The sequence below is a fragment of the Rhodothermales bacterium genome (assembly GCA_039944855.1).
GTDB lineage: Bacteria > Bacteroidota > Rhodothermia > Rhodothermales > JANQRZ01 > JBBSMX01.
On sequence record JBDUXZ010000020.1, the window covers coordinates 432,466 to 447,344 of the forward strand.

8 protein-coding genes are annotated in these 14,879 nt (G+C 69.7%); 4 read left to right on the plus strand and 4 right to left on the minus strand.

Features of this window, described 5'->3' with window-relative positions; genetic code table 11:
* Window positions 1-69 precede the first annotated feature (69 nt).
* Complete coding sequence (locus ABJF88_10940; GenBank protein ID MEP0547438.1) at window positions 70-2,442, minus strand: ABC transporter permease; 2,373 nt, start codon at window positions 2,440-2,442, stop codon at window positions 70-72.
* A gap of 284 nt (window positions 2,443-2,726) precedes the next feature.
* Between ABJF88_10940 and ABJF88_10945 the strand changes: the two genes are divergently transcribed.
* The 4 genes from ABJF88_10945 to ABJF88_10960 all read left to right on the plus strand — a co-directional run bounded on the left by ABJF88_10945 (window position 2,727) and on the right by ABJF88_10960 (window position 7,585).
* Window positions 2,727-4,580, plus strand: a complete 1,854-nt coding sequence (locus ABJF88_10945; GenBank protein MEP0547439.1) for an FG-GAP-like repeat-containing protein — start codon at window positions 2,727-2,729, stop codon at window positions 4,578-4,580.
* 103 nt (window positions 4,581-4,683) lie between these two features.
* Window positions 4,684-5,028 carry a PadR family transcriptional regulator gene (locus tag ABJF88_10950; GenBank protein MEP0547440.1) on the plus strand — a complete coding sequence of 115 codons (345 nt, stop codon included), beginning with the start codon at window positions 4,684-4,686 and terminating at the stop codon, window positions 5,026-5,028.
* A gap of 3 nt (window positions 5,029-5,031) precedes the next feature.
* Window positions 5,032-6,279 (plus strand): ABC transporter permease, encoded by a 1,248-nt coding sequence (locus ABJF88_10955; protein MEP0547441.1) that lies wholly within the window; start codon window positions 5,032-5,034, stop codon window positions 6,277-6,279.
* Window positions 6,280-6,385: 106 nt separating this feature from the next.
* Complete coding sequence (locus ABJF88_10960) at window positions 6,386-7,585, plus strand: FlgD immunoglobulin-like domain containing protein (protein MEP0547442.1); 1,200 nt, start codon at window positions 6,386-6,388, stop codon at window positions 7,583-7,585.
* A gap of 1 nt (window position 7,586) precedes the next feature.
* On the opposite strand, the gene ABJF88_10965 is transcribed toward ABJF88_10960, so the two are convergent.
* From ABJF88_10965 to ABJF88_10975, 3 genes are read right to left on the minus strand one after another with little or no spacing between them, the layout of a single operon-like run.
* Window positions 7,587-9,956, minus strand: coding sequence for an ABC transporter permease (locus ABJF88_10965; protein MEP0547443.1), 2,370 nt, complete (start codon window positions 9,954-9,956; stop codon window positions 7,587-7,589).
* A 10-nt stretch (window positions 9,957-9,966) separates the two neighbouring features.
* Window positions 9,967-12,336, minus strand: coding sequence for an ABC transporter permease (locus tag ABJF88_10970; protein MEP0547444.1), 2,370 nt, complete (start codon window positions 12,334-12,336; stop codon window positions 9,967-9,969).
* Window positions 12,337-12,375: 39 nt separating this feature from the next.
* Window positions 12,376-14,739 (minus strand): ABC transporter permease, encoded by a 2,364-nt coding sequence (locus ABJF88_10975; GenBank protein MEP0547445.1) that lies wholly within the window; start codon window positions 14,737-14,739, stop codon window positions 12,376-12,378.
* Window positions 14,740-14,879: the final 140 nt, after the last annotated feature.

Sequence of the window (14,879 nt, forward strand, 5' to 3'; positions counted from 1 at the left end):
CGGCCCGCCGGTTCTCCGGTCGGGCCGCGTGTGCTTGGGGCCGACGACTCGGCACGAGCGCGCCGATCTCTACTCGGTGCGTAGGGCCTTGACCGGGTCGGCGGTGGCGGCGCGGAAGGCCTGCGTGCTCACCGTCACCAGGGCAATCGCGAAGAGGAGTGCACCAGCGATGAGGAATGGTCCCGGCCCGAGCCCGATGCGATAGGCGAAGCCGTCGAGCCACGCGTCCATCCCGAGCCACGCTAGCGGCACCGCTATGACGAACGCCACGCCGACGAGCAGCACGAAGTCGCGGGCGAGGAGCAGCACGAGATTCGCCACGCTCGCGCCGAGCACCTTTCGCACGCCGACCTCGCGCGTCCGACGCTCCGCCGTGAACGAAGCCAGCCCGAACAGCCCGAGGCACGCCACGAAGACGGCGAGGAACGCGAACACGCTCACGATCTGCCCCGTCCGCCGCTCGTTCCGGTAGAGCCGGTCGTACACGTCGTCGAGGAAGCGGTACGAGAACGGGCGGTGTGCAGCGAACTGGCCCCAGACGGTCTCGACGTGGTCCAGCCCGGCGCGCGTCTCGCCCGGCGCGAGGCGGATAGCGAGGTTGAACACGTTGCCCGGATCGTACCAGATGGAGAGGGGCTCGATCGTCTCGTGGAGCGAGCGGAAATGGAAGTCCTCGACGACGCCGAGCACCTCGCCCCACCGGCTGTCCACGGCCACGCGCCGTCCCACCGCTTCCTCCGGGGTCCAGCCGAGCCTGGCGACGGTCGTCTCGTTGAGGATGTGCAGATAGTTTGCCGAGTCCGGCTCCGGCGGGTCTGCCGGGAAGCCGCGCCCGGCGACGAGCTGCAGCCCGAGCCCATCCACGACGGTGGCCTGTGCGGGGAGGCCTTTGATCAGAAACTCGTCTTCCTCAGCGAGGCCTTCCGCGTGGAAGCCGGAGGTCCAGCCGAGCTGGCCGGGAATCTGGTTGATGCCCGCCGTCGCCACGATGCCGGGGTGCTGGCGCAACGCCACCTCCATCGCCGGGTATTTCTCCAGCAGGATCTGGTCGTTGAGCGGGAGCACGACGAGGTGCTCCTTGTCGAACCCGAGCGCCTGATCACCCATGAAGCGGAGCTGGCTGAGGACGACGAGCGTCCCCGCGATCAGGAACGCCGAGATCCCGAACTGGAGCACGACGAGCCCCTTGCGCAGCCACGTCGCGCCGCCGCCCGCGATGGCTCGGCTGCGGAGCACGCGCGCGGGGTGGAACGCCGAGAGGTAGAACGCCGGATAGCTCCCGGCTACCAAGCTCACGACGAGGAACGTCCCGGCGATGAGGGCCACGACCCCCGGCTCGCCGAGCGCCGCGAACCCCAGCGCCTTGCCGCTGAGCGCGTTGAACGCCGGCAGCCCGAGCCCGACGATCCCGAGCGCGAGCAGCACCCCGCCGAGCGTGAGGAGGGCCGACTCGCTATAGAACTGCCCGACGAGTTGTCCCCGGTACGCCCCGAGCGACTTCCGCAGCCCGACCTCTTTGGCTCGCTGCCCGGCGCGCGCCGTCGCGAGATTCATGTAGTTGATGCACGCGATCAGCAGGATCAGCAGCGCCACCGTCGCGAACCCGTAGACCGCCGTGCGGTCGCCCGTCGCGTCGAGGTCGTACGCGATGTCGGTGCGGAGGTGGATATCGGTCAGCGGTTGGAGCGCGAGGATGCGGACGTTCTCCTCGTTCTCGGCCCGGAGCCGCTCGGTGAGTGCATCGATCTTCGTCTGGAGCGGCGCGGCGGCCTCGGCGTCTGGGAGGCGGAGGAAGGTGAAGAAGTTGGCCGAGCCCCACTGCTCGTTCTTCGCCCAGTTCTCCCGAGAGGCAAAGGATGCGAGGAAGTCGAACGAGAAGTGCGAGGTCGCGGGTACGTCCTCCATCACGCCTGTCACCTCGAACGCCTGATCGTTATTACGGACGATCGTCTGCCCGAGCGGGCTCGCGTCGCCGAAAAACTTCTCGGCCGTCGACGCCGTGAGCACGGCCGTGTTGGGACGATTCAGTGCCGTCGCCGCGTTGCCTGCGAGGAGGGTGAACCCGTCGAAGACGTCGAAGAACGTCGAGTCGGCGAAGTAGAAGTGGTTGTCGTCGAAGATCCGCTCCCCCGCGCGGACCACGCCGCCGTGGGCCTCGATGCGGGTGGCGGCGAGCACCTCGGGAAACTCCCGCCTCAGGAGGGGCGCGACGATGTTGGGACTGATCGCGATCGTCGCGTCGAGCTGTGGGACCTCCACGTTGACGCGGTAGACCGACTCGGCGCTGGGGTGGAAGCGGTCGTAGCTCAACTCCTCGCGCACGAAGAGGAGCAGGAACAGGCAGCACGCGAGGCCGACCGCGAGGCCGACGATGTTGAGCGCGGCGTACCCGGGCTGACGGCGGAGATTCCGGAGGGCGATGCGGAGGTAGTTCGTCAGCATGAGCGGGCGGAGGCTGAGTGTGCTGGGGACCAGCACAAGCGATATGCCAGCGTCCCCCGAGTCGCTCAAATAAGAGCGATGGGCGCGTGCGCGGCCGGTCGGTGTGCGCCAGCGCCCACCGGCTGTGCGGCAGCGCGCAGGTCGTCGCTATATGCCTAGGCATTCAGGGTATGAGGAAGTGCCTTGGCCGGCGAGGCTTGGCTCCCCTAGAATATCTGGGTATACGAGGTCGAGGCTGCCGCTCCGGCATCCTCTTCCCGTCCTCGACCCTAGCCTGCCCAGCTATGCCTCCTCGCTACGCGCTGTCCTTCGCCCTCTTCGCTCTCGTCTTCACGCTCGCACCGACGCTCCACGCGCAGTCGTTCACCCGCGTGACCACCGGCCCCGTTGCCACCCACAGCGATAACAGCCTCGGCGTCGCGTGGGGCGACTACGACGACGACGGCGACCCGGACCTCTTCGTGGCGAACGGCGGCCAGCCGAGCCGACTTTACCGCAACGACGGCGACGGCACGTTCTCGGCCGTCGCCAACGGCCCGGTCGTCACGACGCTCGGCGATTCGCGCGGTAGCGTCTGGGCCGACTACGACAACGACGGCGATCTCGACCTCTACGTCAGCAACCGGGGCGGGAACGTGCCGCCGCCCGTCACGCAGCCTGCGCAGGCGAACTTCCTCTACCGCAACGACGGCCCGCCGACCTTCGGCTTCACCCGCGTCAACGACATGCCGCCCGCGACGGAAGCCAATTTCACGTGGAGCAGCAGCTGGGTCGATTACGACAACGACGGTGACCTCGACCTCCACGTGCCCGACAACCTCCACGCGGCCGACGACTTCTTCTACGAGAACGACGGCAGCGGGCAGTTCACGTCGGTGACGCCCACGTTCGTCGAGCCCGGCTCCGAGCCGAGCACGGGCGTCGCGAGCTGGATCGACTTCGACGGCGACGGCGATCAGGACCTGCTCCTCGCCAAGAGTGGGCGCTTCCTGCCGGGCCAGGCCGAGAACCACCGCCTCTTCCGCGGCCTCCTTGCGGACACCGGCACGCTCGGGTTCGAGGAGGTCACCACGGGCGGCGTCGTGACCCATTTCGACAACGACTTCCAGGCGAGTTGGGGCGACTATGACAACGACGGCGATCCCGACCTCTTCCTCGGCCACGCCGGCGGGCCGCGCGGCGTCTCGAACTACCTCTACCGCAACGACGGTGACGGCGTGTTCACCGCCATCACGAGCGGCCCCGTCGTGACCGACACCGACGGCACGCTCGGCAGCGGCTGGGGCGACTACGACAATGACGGTGACCTCGACCTGCTCGTCGCGAACGGCGGACTCGACAAGCTCTACCGCAACGACGGGGACGGCACGTTCACCTCGATGACATCGGCCGACGTAGGGTCCATCGTCTCGACCTCGGGCAACTCCTGGGGCGCGGCGTGGGCCGACTACGACAACGACGGATTCCTCGACGCCGTCGTCGTCAACGCGGCCACGGGGCCGGGTGGCAACTCGAACGCTCTCTACCGCAACACCGCCACGAACGGCAACCACTGGATCAACATCCGCGTGGTCGGTACCACGTCGAACCGCTCCGGCATCGGGGCCGTCGTCCGCGTGAAGGCGACGATCTCGGATGCGCCGACGTGGCAGACCCGCTACATCATGGGCAGTCCGACGGGCGACCGCAGCCAGGACGACCTCCGCGCGCACTTCGGTCTCGGCGATGCCACAGAGATCGACTCGGTCGTCGTCGCGTGGCCGTCGGGGGCGGAAGACGTGTACGAGGCTGTGGGGAGCAACGCGTTCTTCCGCGCCGTCGAAGGCGGCGACCTCCTGCCGGTCGCGAGCGAAGATGCTTCCGTACCGAGTGGCGACGAGGCGGGGCTTCGGCTCGACCTCCACCCGAATCCGGCGCGGGACCGGGCGGCGCTGTCGTTCACGCTCGCGCGACCGGGCGTAGTGCGGGTGCGGATCTACGACGTGCTCGGGCGGATCGTACGGACACCTCCGGCAGAGCAGCACGCGGCCGGTGAGCAGCAGGTGACGCTGGACGTGGCGGGCCTGCCCGCCGGCGTCTACCTCATCGCGGTCGAGGCGGGCGGGCAGCGGCGGGTGGAGCGGATGGTGCGGTTGTGAGCGAGGATGCCGACGGAGAGTAGAGACAGGCTTTTCCCCTTGACACACAAGGGGTGGATCCCTACGTTTCGGGCCTCTCCCCTGCTCTCCGACCGCCGCTCCGATGCCCCGCAAACCCGGCGAGCTGCTGCAAGGCACGCTCGACATGCTGATCCTGAAGACGCTCACCGCCGGGCCGATGCACGGCTACGCCATCGTGCGTCGCCTGCAACAGGTCTCCGACGAGGCACTCGTCGTCGAGGAGGGCTCGCTCTACCCGGCGCTCTACCGCATGGCGGCGAAGGGCTGGATCGAGGCCGAGTGGGGCACGTCGGAGAACAACCGCCGGGCGAAATTCTATCGACTCACGTCGGCGGGAAAGCGCCAGCTCGATGAGGAGGTCGCGTTCTGGGAACGGTTCACGACCGCCACGGCAAAGGTGCTTCAGTTCGCGCCGACGGAGGGCTGAGCCATGCCTGCCCGCTGGCCCCGCCCGCTGACGCCGCACCGCCGCCGCGCCCTCGCTTGTGAGATCGAGGAGGAACTGCGGACGCACCTCGCGCTGCGGGCCGACGACAACCGCCGCGCGGGGATGGCCCCCGCCGAGGCCGAGGCTGACGCGCTCGACCGCTTCGGCGACGTGGAGCACATCGCGGCGGCCTGCCTCTGGGCCGAGCAGACGCATCCGTTGCGCGAGGTGCAGCGGCTTGTCGTGACCGGGCTCGTGTTCGCCGTCGGGTTCGGGGCGTTCGCCGCCGCGTTCTCGCTCGCCGTCGCCGTCTTCGTCCGCCCGCTCCGTTTCGACGACGCCGACAGGCTCGTCCGGTCCGGGGCGGGCTGGGAGGACGCGCTCGTCCCGCCGGACGTCGTCGCGCGGTGGCAGGCGGAGGGCACCAGCTTCGAGCGCCTGACGGCGTTCAACGCGCTGGATTTGGCCCTCGGCGGTGACGCGCCCGACGAGCGGGTCGAGGTGATGCTCATCAGCGACGACTACTTCCGTGTCTTCCGCGTCGCGCCCATCGTGGGTCGCACCCTCAGCCACGGCGAGCGCGAGGAGATTCTGATCAGCGACGGACTCTGGGAGCGACGGTTCCAGCGGAGCCGTTCGGCGCTCGGCGCGACGCTCGACCTCGACGGGCAGCCGCACACGGTCGTCGGGGTGATGCCCGAGGCGGCCCAGCTCTCGCACCGCGTCGACCTGTGGCACCGGCTCCCGGCGTCGTGGCCGGCCGACCGGGGGCTCTACGTCGTCGGCCGGCTCCGCGAGGGCGTGACGCTGGCGGAGGTCCGCGCCGAAGTCGCGCCGCTGACGATCGCGCAGGCCCCCACGCTCCACCCGCTGAAGCAGCTCTATGCTGACCCCGTTCGTCCCATGGCTTGGCGAGCGTTCGGCCTGTCGGCCCTCGTGCTGCTGGCGCTGGCGTTCGCGGCGCTGCGGCACGCGCATGGTCGCGCGCGTCGGGCCGCACTCTACGGCGGCGACGACGCCGACCCGGCGGTGCAGATCGGGATGGCGGTGGGGGCCGCGCTCGCCGGCCTCGTCCTCGCGCATGCCACGCAGGCGCTGGTCTACGACGACCTCCTCGGCCGGTGGGGCCCGATGTTCGACCGCGGGCTCGACGGACCCGTCGTGCTCGGCGTGCTTGGGGTCGGGCTCGCCGTGGGGGTGTTGCTCGTGGCGGGCTCACAGCAGAGAGGGGGGGTGCGGCACCGGGCATGAGGCGCGCAACCCGGGTCGGAGGATGGGGCACGATCATTCCCCTTGATAGACTAGGTGTGGGTTCCTATTCTACCCTAGACTCTCTAGGCAACAGACCCCTCGCTTCATGCGCATCGCTACGCTCGGCCTCCTCCTCCTCGGTTTCACAGGGGCCGTCTCGGCCCAGACCGTGACCACGTTCACCGAACCGTTCACCGCGAGCGGTGGCGTCTCCGTCGGTCCGGACGGCGACATCTACGTCGCCGATTTCGGGCGCTTCCTCAACCAGAACGGCGGCACGACGGTCTACCGCGTCACGCCGGAGGGCGACGTCTCCGTCTTCGCCACGGGCTTCGCCGGAGCGTCGGGCAACGCGTTCGACGCCGAAGGCAACCTCTTCCAGTCGAACATCGGCGGCAACCGGATCTCGAAGATCACACCCGACGGAACGGTGACGACATACGCGACGGAAGGTATCGTCGCGCCCGTCGGCGTCGCCGTTGATGCCGCGGGGAACGTGTACAACACGAACTGCCAGTCGCCGGGCCGCATCTCGAAGACGACGCCCGACGGCACCACGACGACGTTCGCGTCGAGCCCGCTGATGAGCTGCCCCAACGGCCTCACGATCGATGACGACGGCAACCTCTACACGGCCAACTTCAACAACGGCCGCATCGTCAAGATCACGCCGGACGGGGCGGCGAGCGAACTCGTTTCGCTCTCGAATGCGCCGATCGGCAACGGGCACCTCACGTTCGCGAACGGACGGCTCTACGTCTGCAACTGGGGCGGCTTCATCTACGAGGTGACGCTCGGCGGCGTCGCGCGCGTGCTCGCCGGCTCGGGCACCGGCCTCGCCGACGGCCCGGCGGCCGAGGCGCAGTTCTTCCGTCCGAACGGCATCTCGGCGAGCATGACGGGTGATACGCTGTACCTCAACCAGACGGCCGAACTCGTCGCGCTCCCGCAGATCCACCCGAACACGGTGCGGATGATCACAGGCGTACGGCAGACGGTGGACGCCGCCGACGAAGCACCGGACGCCGACGGTCTCGGCCTCGCTCCGAGCGCGCCGAACCCGTTCCGCTCGGCCACGCGGATCGCGTACACGCTGCCGCATCCGATGCCGGTCTCGCTCCGCGTGTACGACGTGCTCGGGCGCCCCGTCCGCACGCTCGTCGAGCGGGTCGAGGCGGGGGGCACGCACGAGGTGCGGTGGGACGGGCGGAGCGACGGTGGGCAGCGGCTCGCCGCGGGCCTGTACCTCTACGCGCTCGCCGGGCTCGACCGCCGCGTCGTGCAGCGGGTGACGCTGTTGCGGTGAGCTATTCGTAACGGAGAGACTCGACGGGGTCGGCCGAGGCGGCGCGGAGGGCCTGGGCGCTGACGGCGACGAGCGCAATCGCGAGGGCCGCGAGCCCGGCGGCGACGAACACGCCGAGCCCGAGGTCGATCCGGTACGCGAACCCGTCGAGCCACCGGCTCACGACGAGGTAGGCGAGCGGCACGGCCACCACGAACGCGACGCCGACAAAGCGGAGGAAGTCCTTCGAGAGCAGCGCGAGGATCGACGACACGCTCGCGCCGAGCACCTTGCGGATGCCGATCTCTTTCGTCCGCTGCTGCACCGCAAAGGCGACGAGCCCGAACAGTCCCATGGCTGCAATCGCAAGCGCGAGGAGGGTGAAGAACGACACGGCCCGCCCGAGCATCCGCTCCTGCGCCGCGAGCGCCGCGAAGTTGTCGTCGAGGAAGCGGGTGCGGAGGGGCTCGTCCGGCGCGAAGCCCTGCCAGAGTGTTTGCATCCGGTCGAGGAAGTCGGCCGTGTCCGCGCCGCCGAAGCGCACGATCAGCTGGCTCCCTCCGGGGGCGTACTGTACGACGGTCGGCTCGATCCGCTCGCGCAGCGACCGGAAGTGGAAGTCGCTCACGACGCCGACCACGACCTCATCCTCGTTGACGACCTGCCCGATGGGGTCCGCGCCGAGGCCGAGCACCGCTACGGCGGCCTCGTTGAGGATGAGCGCGCTGCTGTCCGAGGCGAGGTCGCTGGAGAAGGGGCGCCCGGCGACGAGGCGCATCCCGAGGGCGGAGAGGTAGTGCTCGTCGCCCCGGAAGGTCTGAAGCGTCAGCGCCTCCTCCATCGTCGGGGTCTGGTAGGTGTACATCATCACGCCCGAGCCGGTCGGAACGCGCCCGGCGAGGCTGGTCTCCTCGACGTGGGGCAGCGCGTCGAGCGACCGCCGGAACGCTTCGCCCCGGTCGCCGAGCACGCCCATATTCTCGACGAAAACCACGCCGTCCGGCGCGAGCCCTTTGTCGACGCGCTGCATGAACGTGAGCTGCTGGTAGACCACGAGGCTCCCCACGACGAGCACGATCGCGATGGCGAACTGCCCGACGACGAGCGCGCCGCGCAGCCGGTGGTTGCCGCCCCCGCTCAGCCCGCCTTTGAGGATCACCGCGGGCCGGAAGCGGGCGAGGTAGAACGCCGGATACAGCCCAGCGAGGACGCCCACGGCGAGCGAGAAGCCGAGGAGGGCGAGCGCGTACTGGCCGTCGGCGAGCACGCTGTCCATGAGCGGCGTGCCGGTCACGAACGCGAACGCCGCGAGCATCCCCTCGGCGAGCACCACGGCTACGGCCGCGGCGACGAGGCTGAACACGACCGTCTCGGCGATGAACTGCCGGACGAGCGAGCCTTGCGTCGCTCCCATCGTCTTTTTGACGCCGACCTCGCGGGCGCGGACCGTCGAGCGCGCCGTCGTGAGGTTGACGTAGTTCACCCCGGCGATGAGGAGGATGAACAGCCCGACAATGCCGAGGGCGTAGACCTGCGCCGGGTTGCCGCCAGGTCGAAGCTCGAAGTTAAAGTCGGAATGGAGGTAGATGTCGTGGAGCGGCTGGACGAAGAACTGCACCGCCAGCGGGGCGGCAGCCCACGCGCCGAACGACCCCTCGAAGTCACTGGCGGGGTACGCGTGGTTGCGGAGGATGCGGTCGAGCCCGCGCTCGAGGTCCGCCTGCGCAGCGTCGGGGCGCAGCTTGACGTAGTTGTAGTACGCGACGTTCGTCCACCCCGCGGGTGTCTCCTCGCGCACGAGCGGGAGCCACAGGGCGGCCCCGAGATGCGTCGGCCCCGGTGGCGGGGCGACGACGCCGGTGACGCGGTGGGGCACCTGTTCCTTGCCGACGAGCACGGTCTGCCCCATCGCCGAGGCGTCGCCGAAGAAGCGGGCGGCGGCCTGCTCGGTCAGCACGAGGCCGTCGGGTGCCCGGAGCGCGGCCTCGGCGCTGCCCGCAACAAACGGGAACGCGAACACCTGGAAGAACGCCGTGTCGGCCCAGACCACATCCGGCTCCTCGAAGCGCGTGTCGCCCACGAGGAACGGCGTCGACCGCTGCGAGCCGCTGAGCCGTGTCGTCGCCTCGATCACCGTCGTCTCCGTCGGCAGCACGTCGAGGAGCTGCTCCTGGCTGTTGGCGAAGCCGCCCATCTGATAGAAGTCCGTCGCGATGCGGTAGACACGCTCGGCGTCGGGCACGGCGCGGTCGGAGGTCAGCTCCTGCCGGACGTAGAGCCCGAGCACGAACGCGGCGGCGATGCCGAGGGCGAGGCCGCCCACGTTGAGGAGCGTGTAGCCGGGGGACTTAGCGAGGTGGCGCCAAGCGAGGCGGACGAAGCTTGTCAGCATGGGAGCGAGGTTATTCCGTGCGGAGCGAGCGGACGGGGTCGGCCGAGGCCGCGCGGAGGGCCTGCCCGCTCACGGCGGCGAGGGCGATGACGAGCGCGATCCCGCCGGCAAGGACGAAGACGCCCGGCCCCATCCCGACGCGGTAGGCGAAGTCGGCCAGCCATCGGTCCATCGCCCACCACGCCAGCGGCACGGCGACGACGAAGCCGACGAGCACGAGGCGGGCGAACTCCCCCGCGAGGAGCGCGACGATCTGGGACACGCTGGCGCCGAGCACCTTCCGCACGCCGATCTCTTTGCGCCGCCGCTCCGCCGTGTAGGCGGCCAGCCCGAAGAGGCCGAGGCAGGCGATGAAGATGGCGACGCCCGCGAAGAAGGCGAAGAGCTGGCCGAGCCGCGCCTCGTCCCGGTAGAGCCGGTCGAAGTCGGCGTCGAGGAACGTGTAGTCGAAGGCGTAGCCGGGGGCGAACCGCTCCCACGTCGCGCGGAGATGGTCGAGGGTGCCGGGGAGGTCGCCCGGCGCCACGCGCATCGACACGATCCCGAACCACGGGATGTAGTTCATCACGAGCGGCTGCACCTCCTGGTGGAGCGACTGGAAGTGGAAGTCCTCGGTCACGCCGATGATCTGGCCCATCGGCCGGTCCCACGCACGGAACGGTGCGCCGACGGCTTCCTCCGGCGTCAGCCCGAGCTGCCGCACGGCCGTCTCGTTGAGCACGTACGTGTCGAGCGTGTCGGTCGTGATCTCGTCGGAGAAGAAGCGCCCGGCGAGGAGGTCGATGCCGAGCACGTCGAGGTAGCCCGGGCCAGCGGGGATCGTCCAGAAGCTGTCGCCCTGCTCGTCGGCCCCGACCTGGCCGGGCCAGTTGTAGCCGCGGTTCGTGCCGGTCCGCCCCGGCAGGCCGCCGGACTGCGCGACGGCGAGCATGCGCGGATCGGCCCCGACCTCGTCGGTGAACGTGTCGATCTGCTGCCAGACGGGCGGCGGCGGGGTGAGGAAGAGCACCTGCTCCTTCTCGAAGCCGAGGTCGCGCCCCTGCATGAACCGGAGCTGGTCGTAGACTGTCAGCGTGGCGACGATGAGGAAGGCAGAGACGGCGAACTGGAAGACGATGAGCCCCTTGCGCAGTGCCACGCCGCCACCGCTGTGCTCCACCTCGCCCTTGAGCACGCGCGCCGGCAGGAACGCGGAGAGGTAGAACGCGGGGTAACTCCCCGCCACGAGCCCCGCGCCGAGCCCGATCCCGACGAGGCCGAGGACGGTCAGCGTCTGGCCGAAGTCGAGCCGCGCCGCCGTACCTATAGCGTCGTTGAAGAACGGGAGCGCGAGCGCCGCGAGCCCGATCCCGACGCCGACGGCGAGCACGCTCAGCCCCACCGACTCGACGAGGAACTGCCCGACGAGCTGCTGCTTGTGCGCCCCGACCGCCTTCCGCACGCCGACCTCTTTGGCGCGCTGCGTGGCCCGCGCGGTGGCGAGGTTCATGAAGTTGACGCACGCGATGAGGAGGATCAGCAGCCCGATCGCGCCGAAGGTCCAGAGCGTGCCCACGTCGCGGTGCGGGCCGGTGTCGTAGGTGAGCCCGGTGTTGAAGTAGACGTCGTCGAGCGGCTGGAGGAGCGCCGCGTAGTCGCTCTCGCCGTCGTCGCCGAAGCGCTCGCGGGCGAGCGCGGTCATCTTCGCGGCGAGCGCTTCGGCGTCGGTGCCGGGACGGAGGAGGAGGTAGGTGTAGTAGTTGAGGTTCGTGAAGTCGGTGAGGGCTTCTTCCCCGTGGAATGCCGCGAGAAGCGGGAATGCGGCGATGGCGCTGAGTCGGATCGTCGAGTTCGCGGGCACGTCGGCCATCACGCCCGTCACGGTCAGCGTCTGCCCGTCGTAGTCCACGGTCTGCCCGACGGGGTCGGCGTCGCCGAAGAGCGATGCGGCGGCGGCCTCACTCAGCACGAGGTCGAAGGGGCTGTCGAGGACCGTCGCCGCGTCGCCGCGCAAGAGGGGGAAGGAGAAGGTCTCGAAGAAGGCCTCGTCGGCGAGGGCGAGCCCTTCGAGCCGGCGGACCGTCCCGTCGGGGAGGCGGAGGAACGGGCGGCGGTCGAGGTCGAGGCGGACGGCGTGCTCGACCTCGGGGAACGCCTCGGCGAGGAGCGGCGCGAAGCCGGCGGCGGAGTTGGCGTACTGCGCGTCGCCGCGGGTGTACGTCAGCCGGACGATCCGCTCGCCGTGCTCGTGGAAGCCGTCGAAGCTCCGCTCGTGCTGGATGAAGAGCACGATGAGGAAGGAGCACGCCAGCCCGAGCCCGAGCCCGCCGACGTTGATGAGGGTCGTGCCGGGCCGCTTGCGCAGCGTGCGGAGCGCGATGAGGAGGTAGTTCTTGAGCATGGCGGTGGGGTTGGTGTAGGGGCGCAGCGTGCTGCGCCCTCACTCGTAACGGAGCGACTCGACGGGGTCGGCGGTGGCGGCGCGGAGGGCCTGCCCGCTGACGGCGGCGAGCGCGATCACGAGCGCGGCCGCGCCGGCGACGAGGAACACGCCCGCCCCGAGATCGACGCGGTAGGCGAAGCCGTCGAGCCATCGGTTCATGAGCCACCACGCGAGCGGTGCGGCGAGCGCGAACCCGATGAGCACGAGGCGGACGAAGTCGCGCGACAGCAGCGTCACCACGCCGCCGACGCTCGCGCCGAGCACCTTCCGCACGCCGATCTCTTTGCGCCGCCGCTCGGCCGTGTAGGCCGCGAGCCCGAACAGCCCGAGGCACGCAATCGAGATGGCCACGCCCGCGAAGAAGTTGGCGAGGGTGCCCACCACGAGCTCGCCCTGGTACATCCGCTCGTATTCCTCGTCGAGGAACGTGGTCTCGAAGGGGTAGCCGGGGTTGAACCGGGCGTAGACCGCCTCCAGGCTCGCGAGCGCGGCGGCCGTCTCGCCCGCCGCCGTGCGGACGTAAAGGAAGTCGGAGTATTCCGGTTCGAGGCGGAGGATCGTCGGCTCGATGGGCGCGTAGAGCGAGCGTATGTGGAAGTCCTTGACGACGCCGACGATCTGCCCCTCGCGGCCCCAGAGCGCGAGGTCCTGCCCGAGGGGGTTCTCCATGCCCATCGCCTCGGCGGCGCGCTCGTTGATGATGACGTTGGCCGAGTCGGCGGCGAAGTCGCGCGAGAACGTCCGGCCCGCCACCAGCTCCATGTCCATCGTCTCCACGAAGCCGTGCCGCGTGTTGATGACGTAGAAGAGAGTGTTGTCGTCCTCGGGCTTGCCCGCCCACGTCGGGTCCGTCGTGGAGTTGCCCACGTTGAGGGGGTTCTGGTTCGACGCCGTCACGGACGCGATGCCGGGGCGCCCGAGCAGCTCCTGCCGAAACGACTCGAACTGGTCCCGCGCCGGCCCTTCCAGCGTCATCGATACGACGTTCTCGCGGTCGAGGCCGAGGTTCTTCTCGCGGACGTAGTCCATCTGGAGGTAGACCGTGAGCGTGCCCACGATGAGGAGCGTCGAGAGGGCGAACTGGAACACGACGAGGCCCTCGCGGAAGCGCACCTCGCCCCGCCCCTGCCGGAACGTCCCGCGCAGGACCGCCACAGGGCTGAACGACGAGAGGTAGAGCGCGGGGTAGCTCCCGGCGACGAGCCCCGTCACGATGGCGATGCCCACGCCGATGAGGTAGTAGCTCGGCGGGAGGTCGCCGAGGGCGAGGTCACTCCGCACGAGGTCGTTGAAGGCGGGGAGCAGCGTGGCGACGAGGCCGAGCGCGAGCGCGAAGGCGACGAGCGCCAGCACGACCGTCTCGACGAGGAACTGCCGCACGAGCGAGCTCTTGCCCGCCCCGAGCGCCTTGCGCACGCCGATCTCGCGGGCGCGCTGCGCGCTCCGCGCCGTGGCGAGGTTCATGAAGTTGATGGCCGCGATGAGCAGCAGGAAGACGGCCACGACGCCGAGGATGCGGACGTACTCGATCCGCCCCCCTGCGAGCTCGCCGTCCTCGTAGAGCCCCCAGAGGCGCATGTCCGCGACCGGCTGTAGGAACGGCGTCGCGTTCGCCGCGTCGTTGTGCTCGTTGATGACGTCGGCGATCTTCGCGTCGAGCGCGGCGGCCGAGGTGCCCTCCCTCAACTCGACGTAGATCTCCAGCCCGGCGTTGCCCCAGTGCTCCGTCCACTCGTTGCGCGCGGTGTAGTCCTCCACCGGGAGGATGAAGTCGAACCGGAAGACGGTGGGCTCGGTCACGGCGGCGGAGATGCCGGTGATGCGGAAGTCCTTCCGGTGCTCGACGGTGAGCGTCTGTCCGAGGACCTCGTCGGCCGTCCAGTCCGCCCCGAACACCTTCGCGGCGAGCGTCTCCGAAATCACGACCGACGACGGGTCATCGAGCACCGTCGCGGGGTCGCCCGCGAGGAGCGGGAACGAGAACATCTCGAAAAAGGCGGGGCCCGCGTAGTAGCCCTCCCCGCGATGGATCGCGTCGCCGCGCGTGAAGAGGGGGCTCACCGGCCACGAGAGCAACGTCGCGTGCTCGACCTCGGGGTAATCCGCCTCCAGCACCTCGGCCAGCGGCGTCGGCACGGCGTGCCAGGTCTGGACCTCGCCGCCGAACTCGGCGTGGCGCATCACGCGGTAGAGGTTGTCGCCGTTCTCGTGGAAGCGCTCGTAGCGGACCTCGCTCGTGATCCAGAGCAGGATGAAGAACGCGCACGCGAGCCCGACGGAGAGGCCGACGACATTCAGCGCGGCGTAGCCCTTCTGCCGGTGGAGACTGCGGAGGGCGACGACGAGGTAGTTCTTGAGCATGAGACCGGGGGTAGAGGGAGGACGTTGCCCGCTCTTGCAAGCGATATGCCACCCCACGTTTGCGGCCCGGAATCGCCGCAGCGCCGCATTTGGGCCGATTCTCTGCCGGGCCGTGTGCGCTGGCGCACAGCCGCTGTGCG

Coding starts and splice junctions, on each gene's coding strand:
- ABJF88_10955 (MEP0547441.1), top strand. CDS start 5,032: ATGCCTGCCCGCTGGCCCCGCCCGCTGACGCCGCACCGCCGCCGCGCC.
- ABJF88_10960 (MEP0547442.1), top strand. CDS start 6,386: ATGCGCATCGCTACGCTCGGCCTCCTCCTCCTCGGTTTCACAGGGGCC.
- ABJF88_10975 (MEP0547445.1), bottom strand. CDS start 14,739: ATGCTCAAGAACTACCTCGTCGTCGCCCTCCGCAGTCTCCACCGGCAG.
- ABJF88_10940 (MEP0547438.1), bottom strand. CDS start 2,442: ATGCTGACGAACTACCTCCGCATCGCCCTCCGGAATCTCCGCCGTCAG.
- ABJF88_10950 (MEP0547440.1), top strand. CDS start 4,684: ATGCCCCGCAAACCCGGCGAGCTGCTGCAAGGCACGCTCGACATGCTG.
- ABJF88_10945 (MEP0547439.1), top strand. CDS start 2,727: ATGCCTCCTCGCTACGCGCTGTCCTTCGCCCTCTTCGCTCTCGTCTTC.
- ABJF88_10965 (MEP0547443.1), bottom strand. CDS start 9,956: ATGCTGACAAGCTTCGTCCGCCTCGCTTGGCGCCACCTCGCTAAGTCC.
- ABJF88_10970 (MEP0547444.1), bottom strand. CDS start 12,336: ATGCTCAAGAACTACCTCCTCATCGCGCTCCGCACGCTGCGCAAGCGG.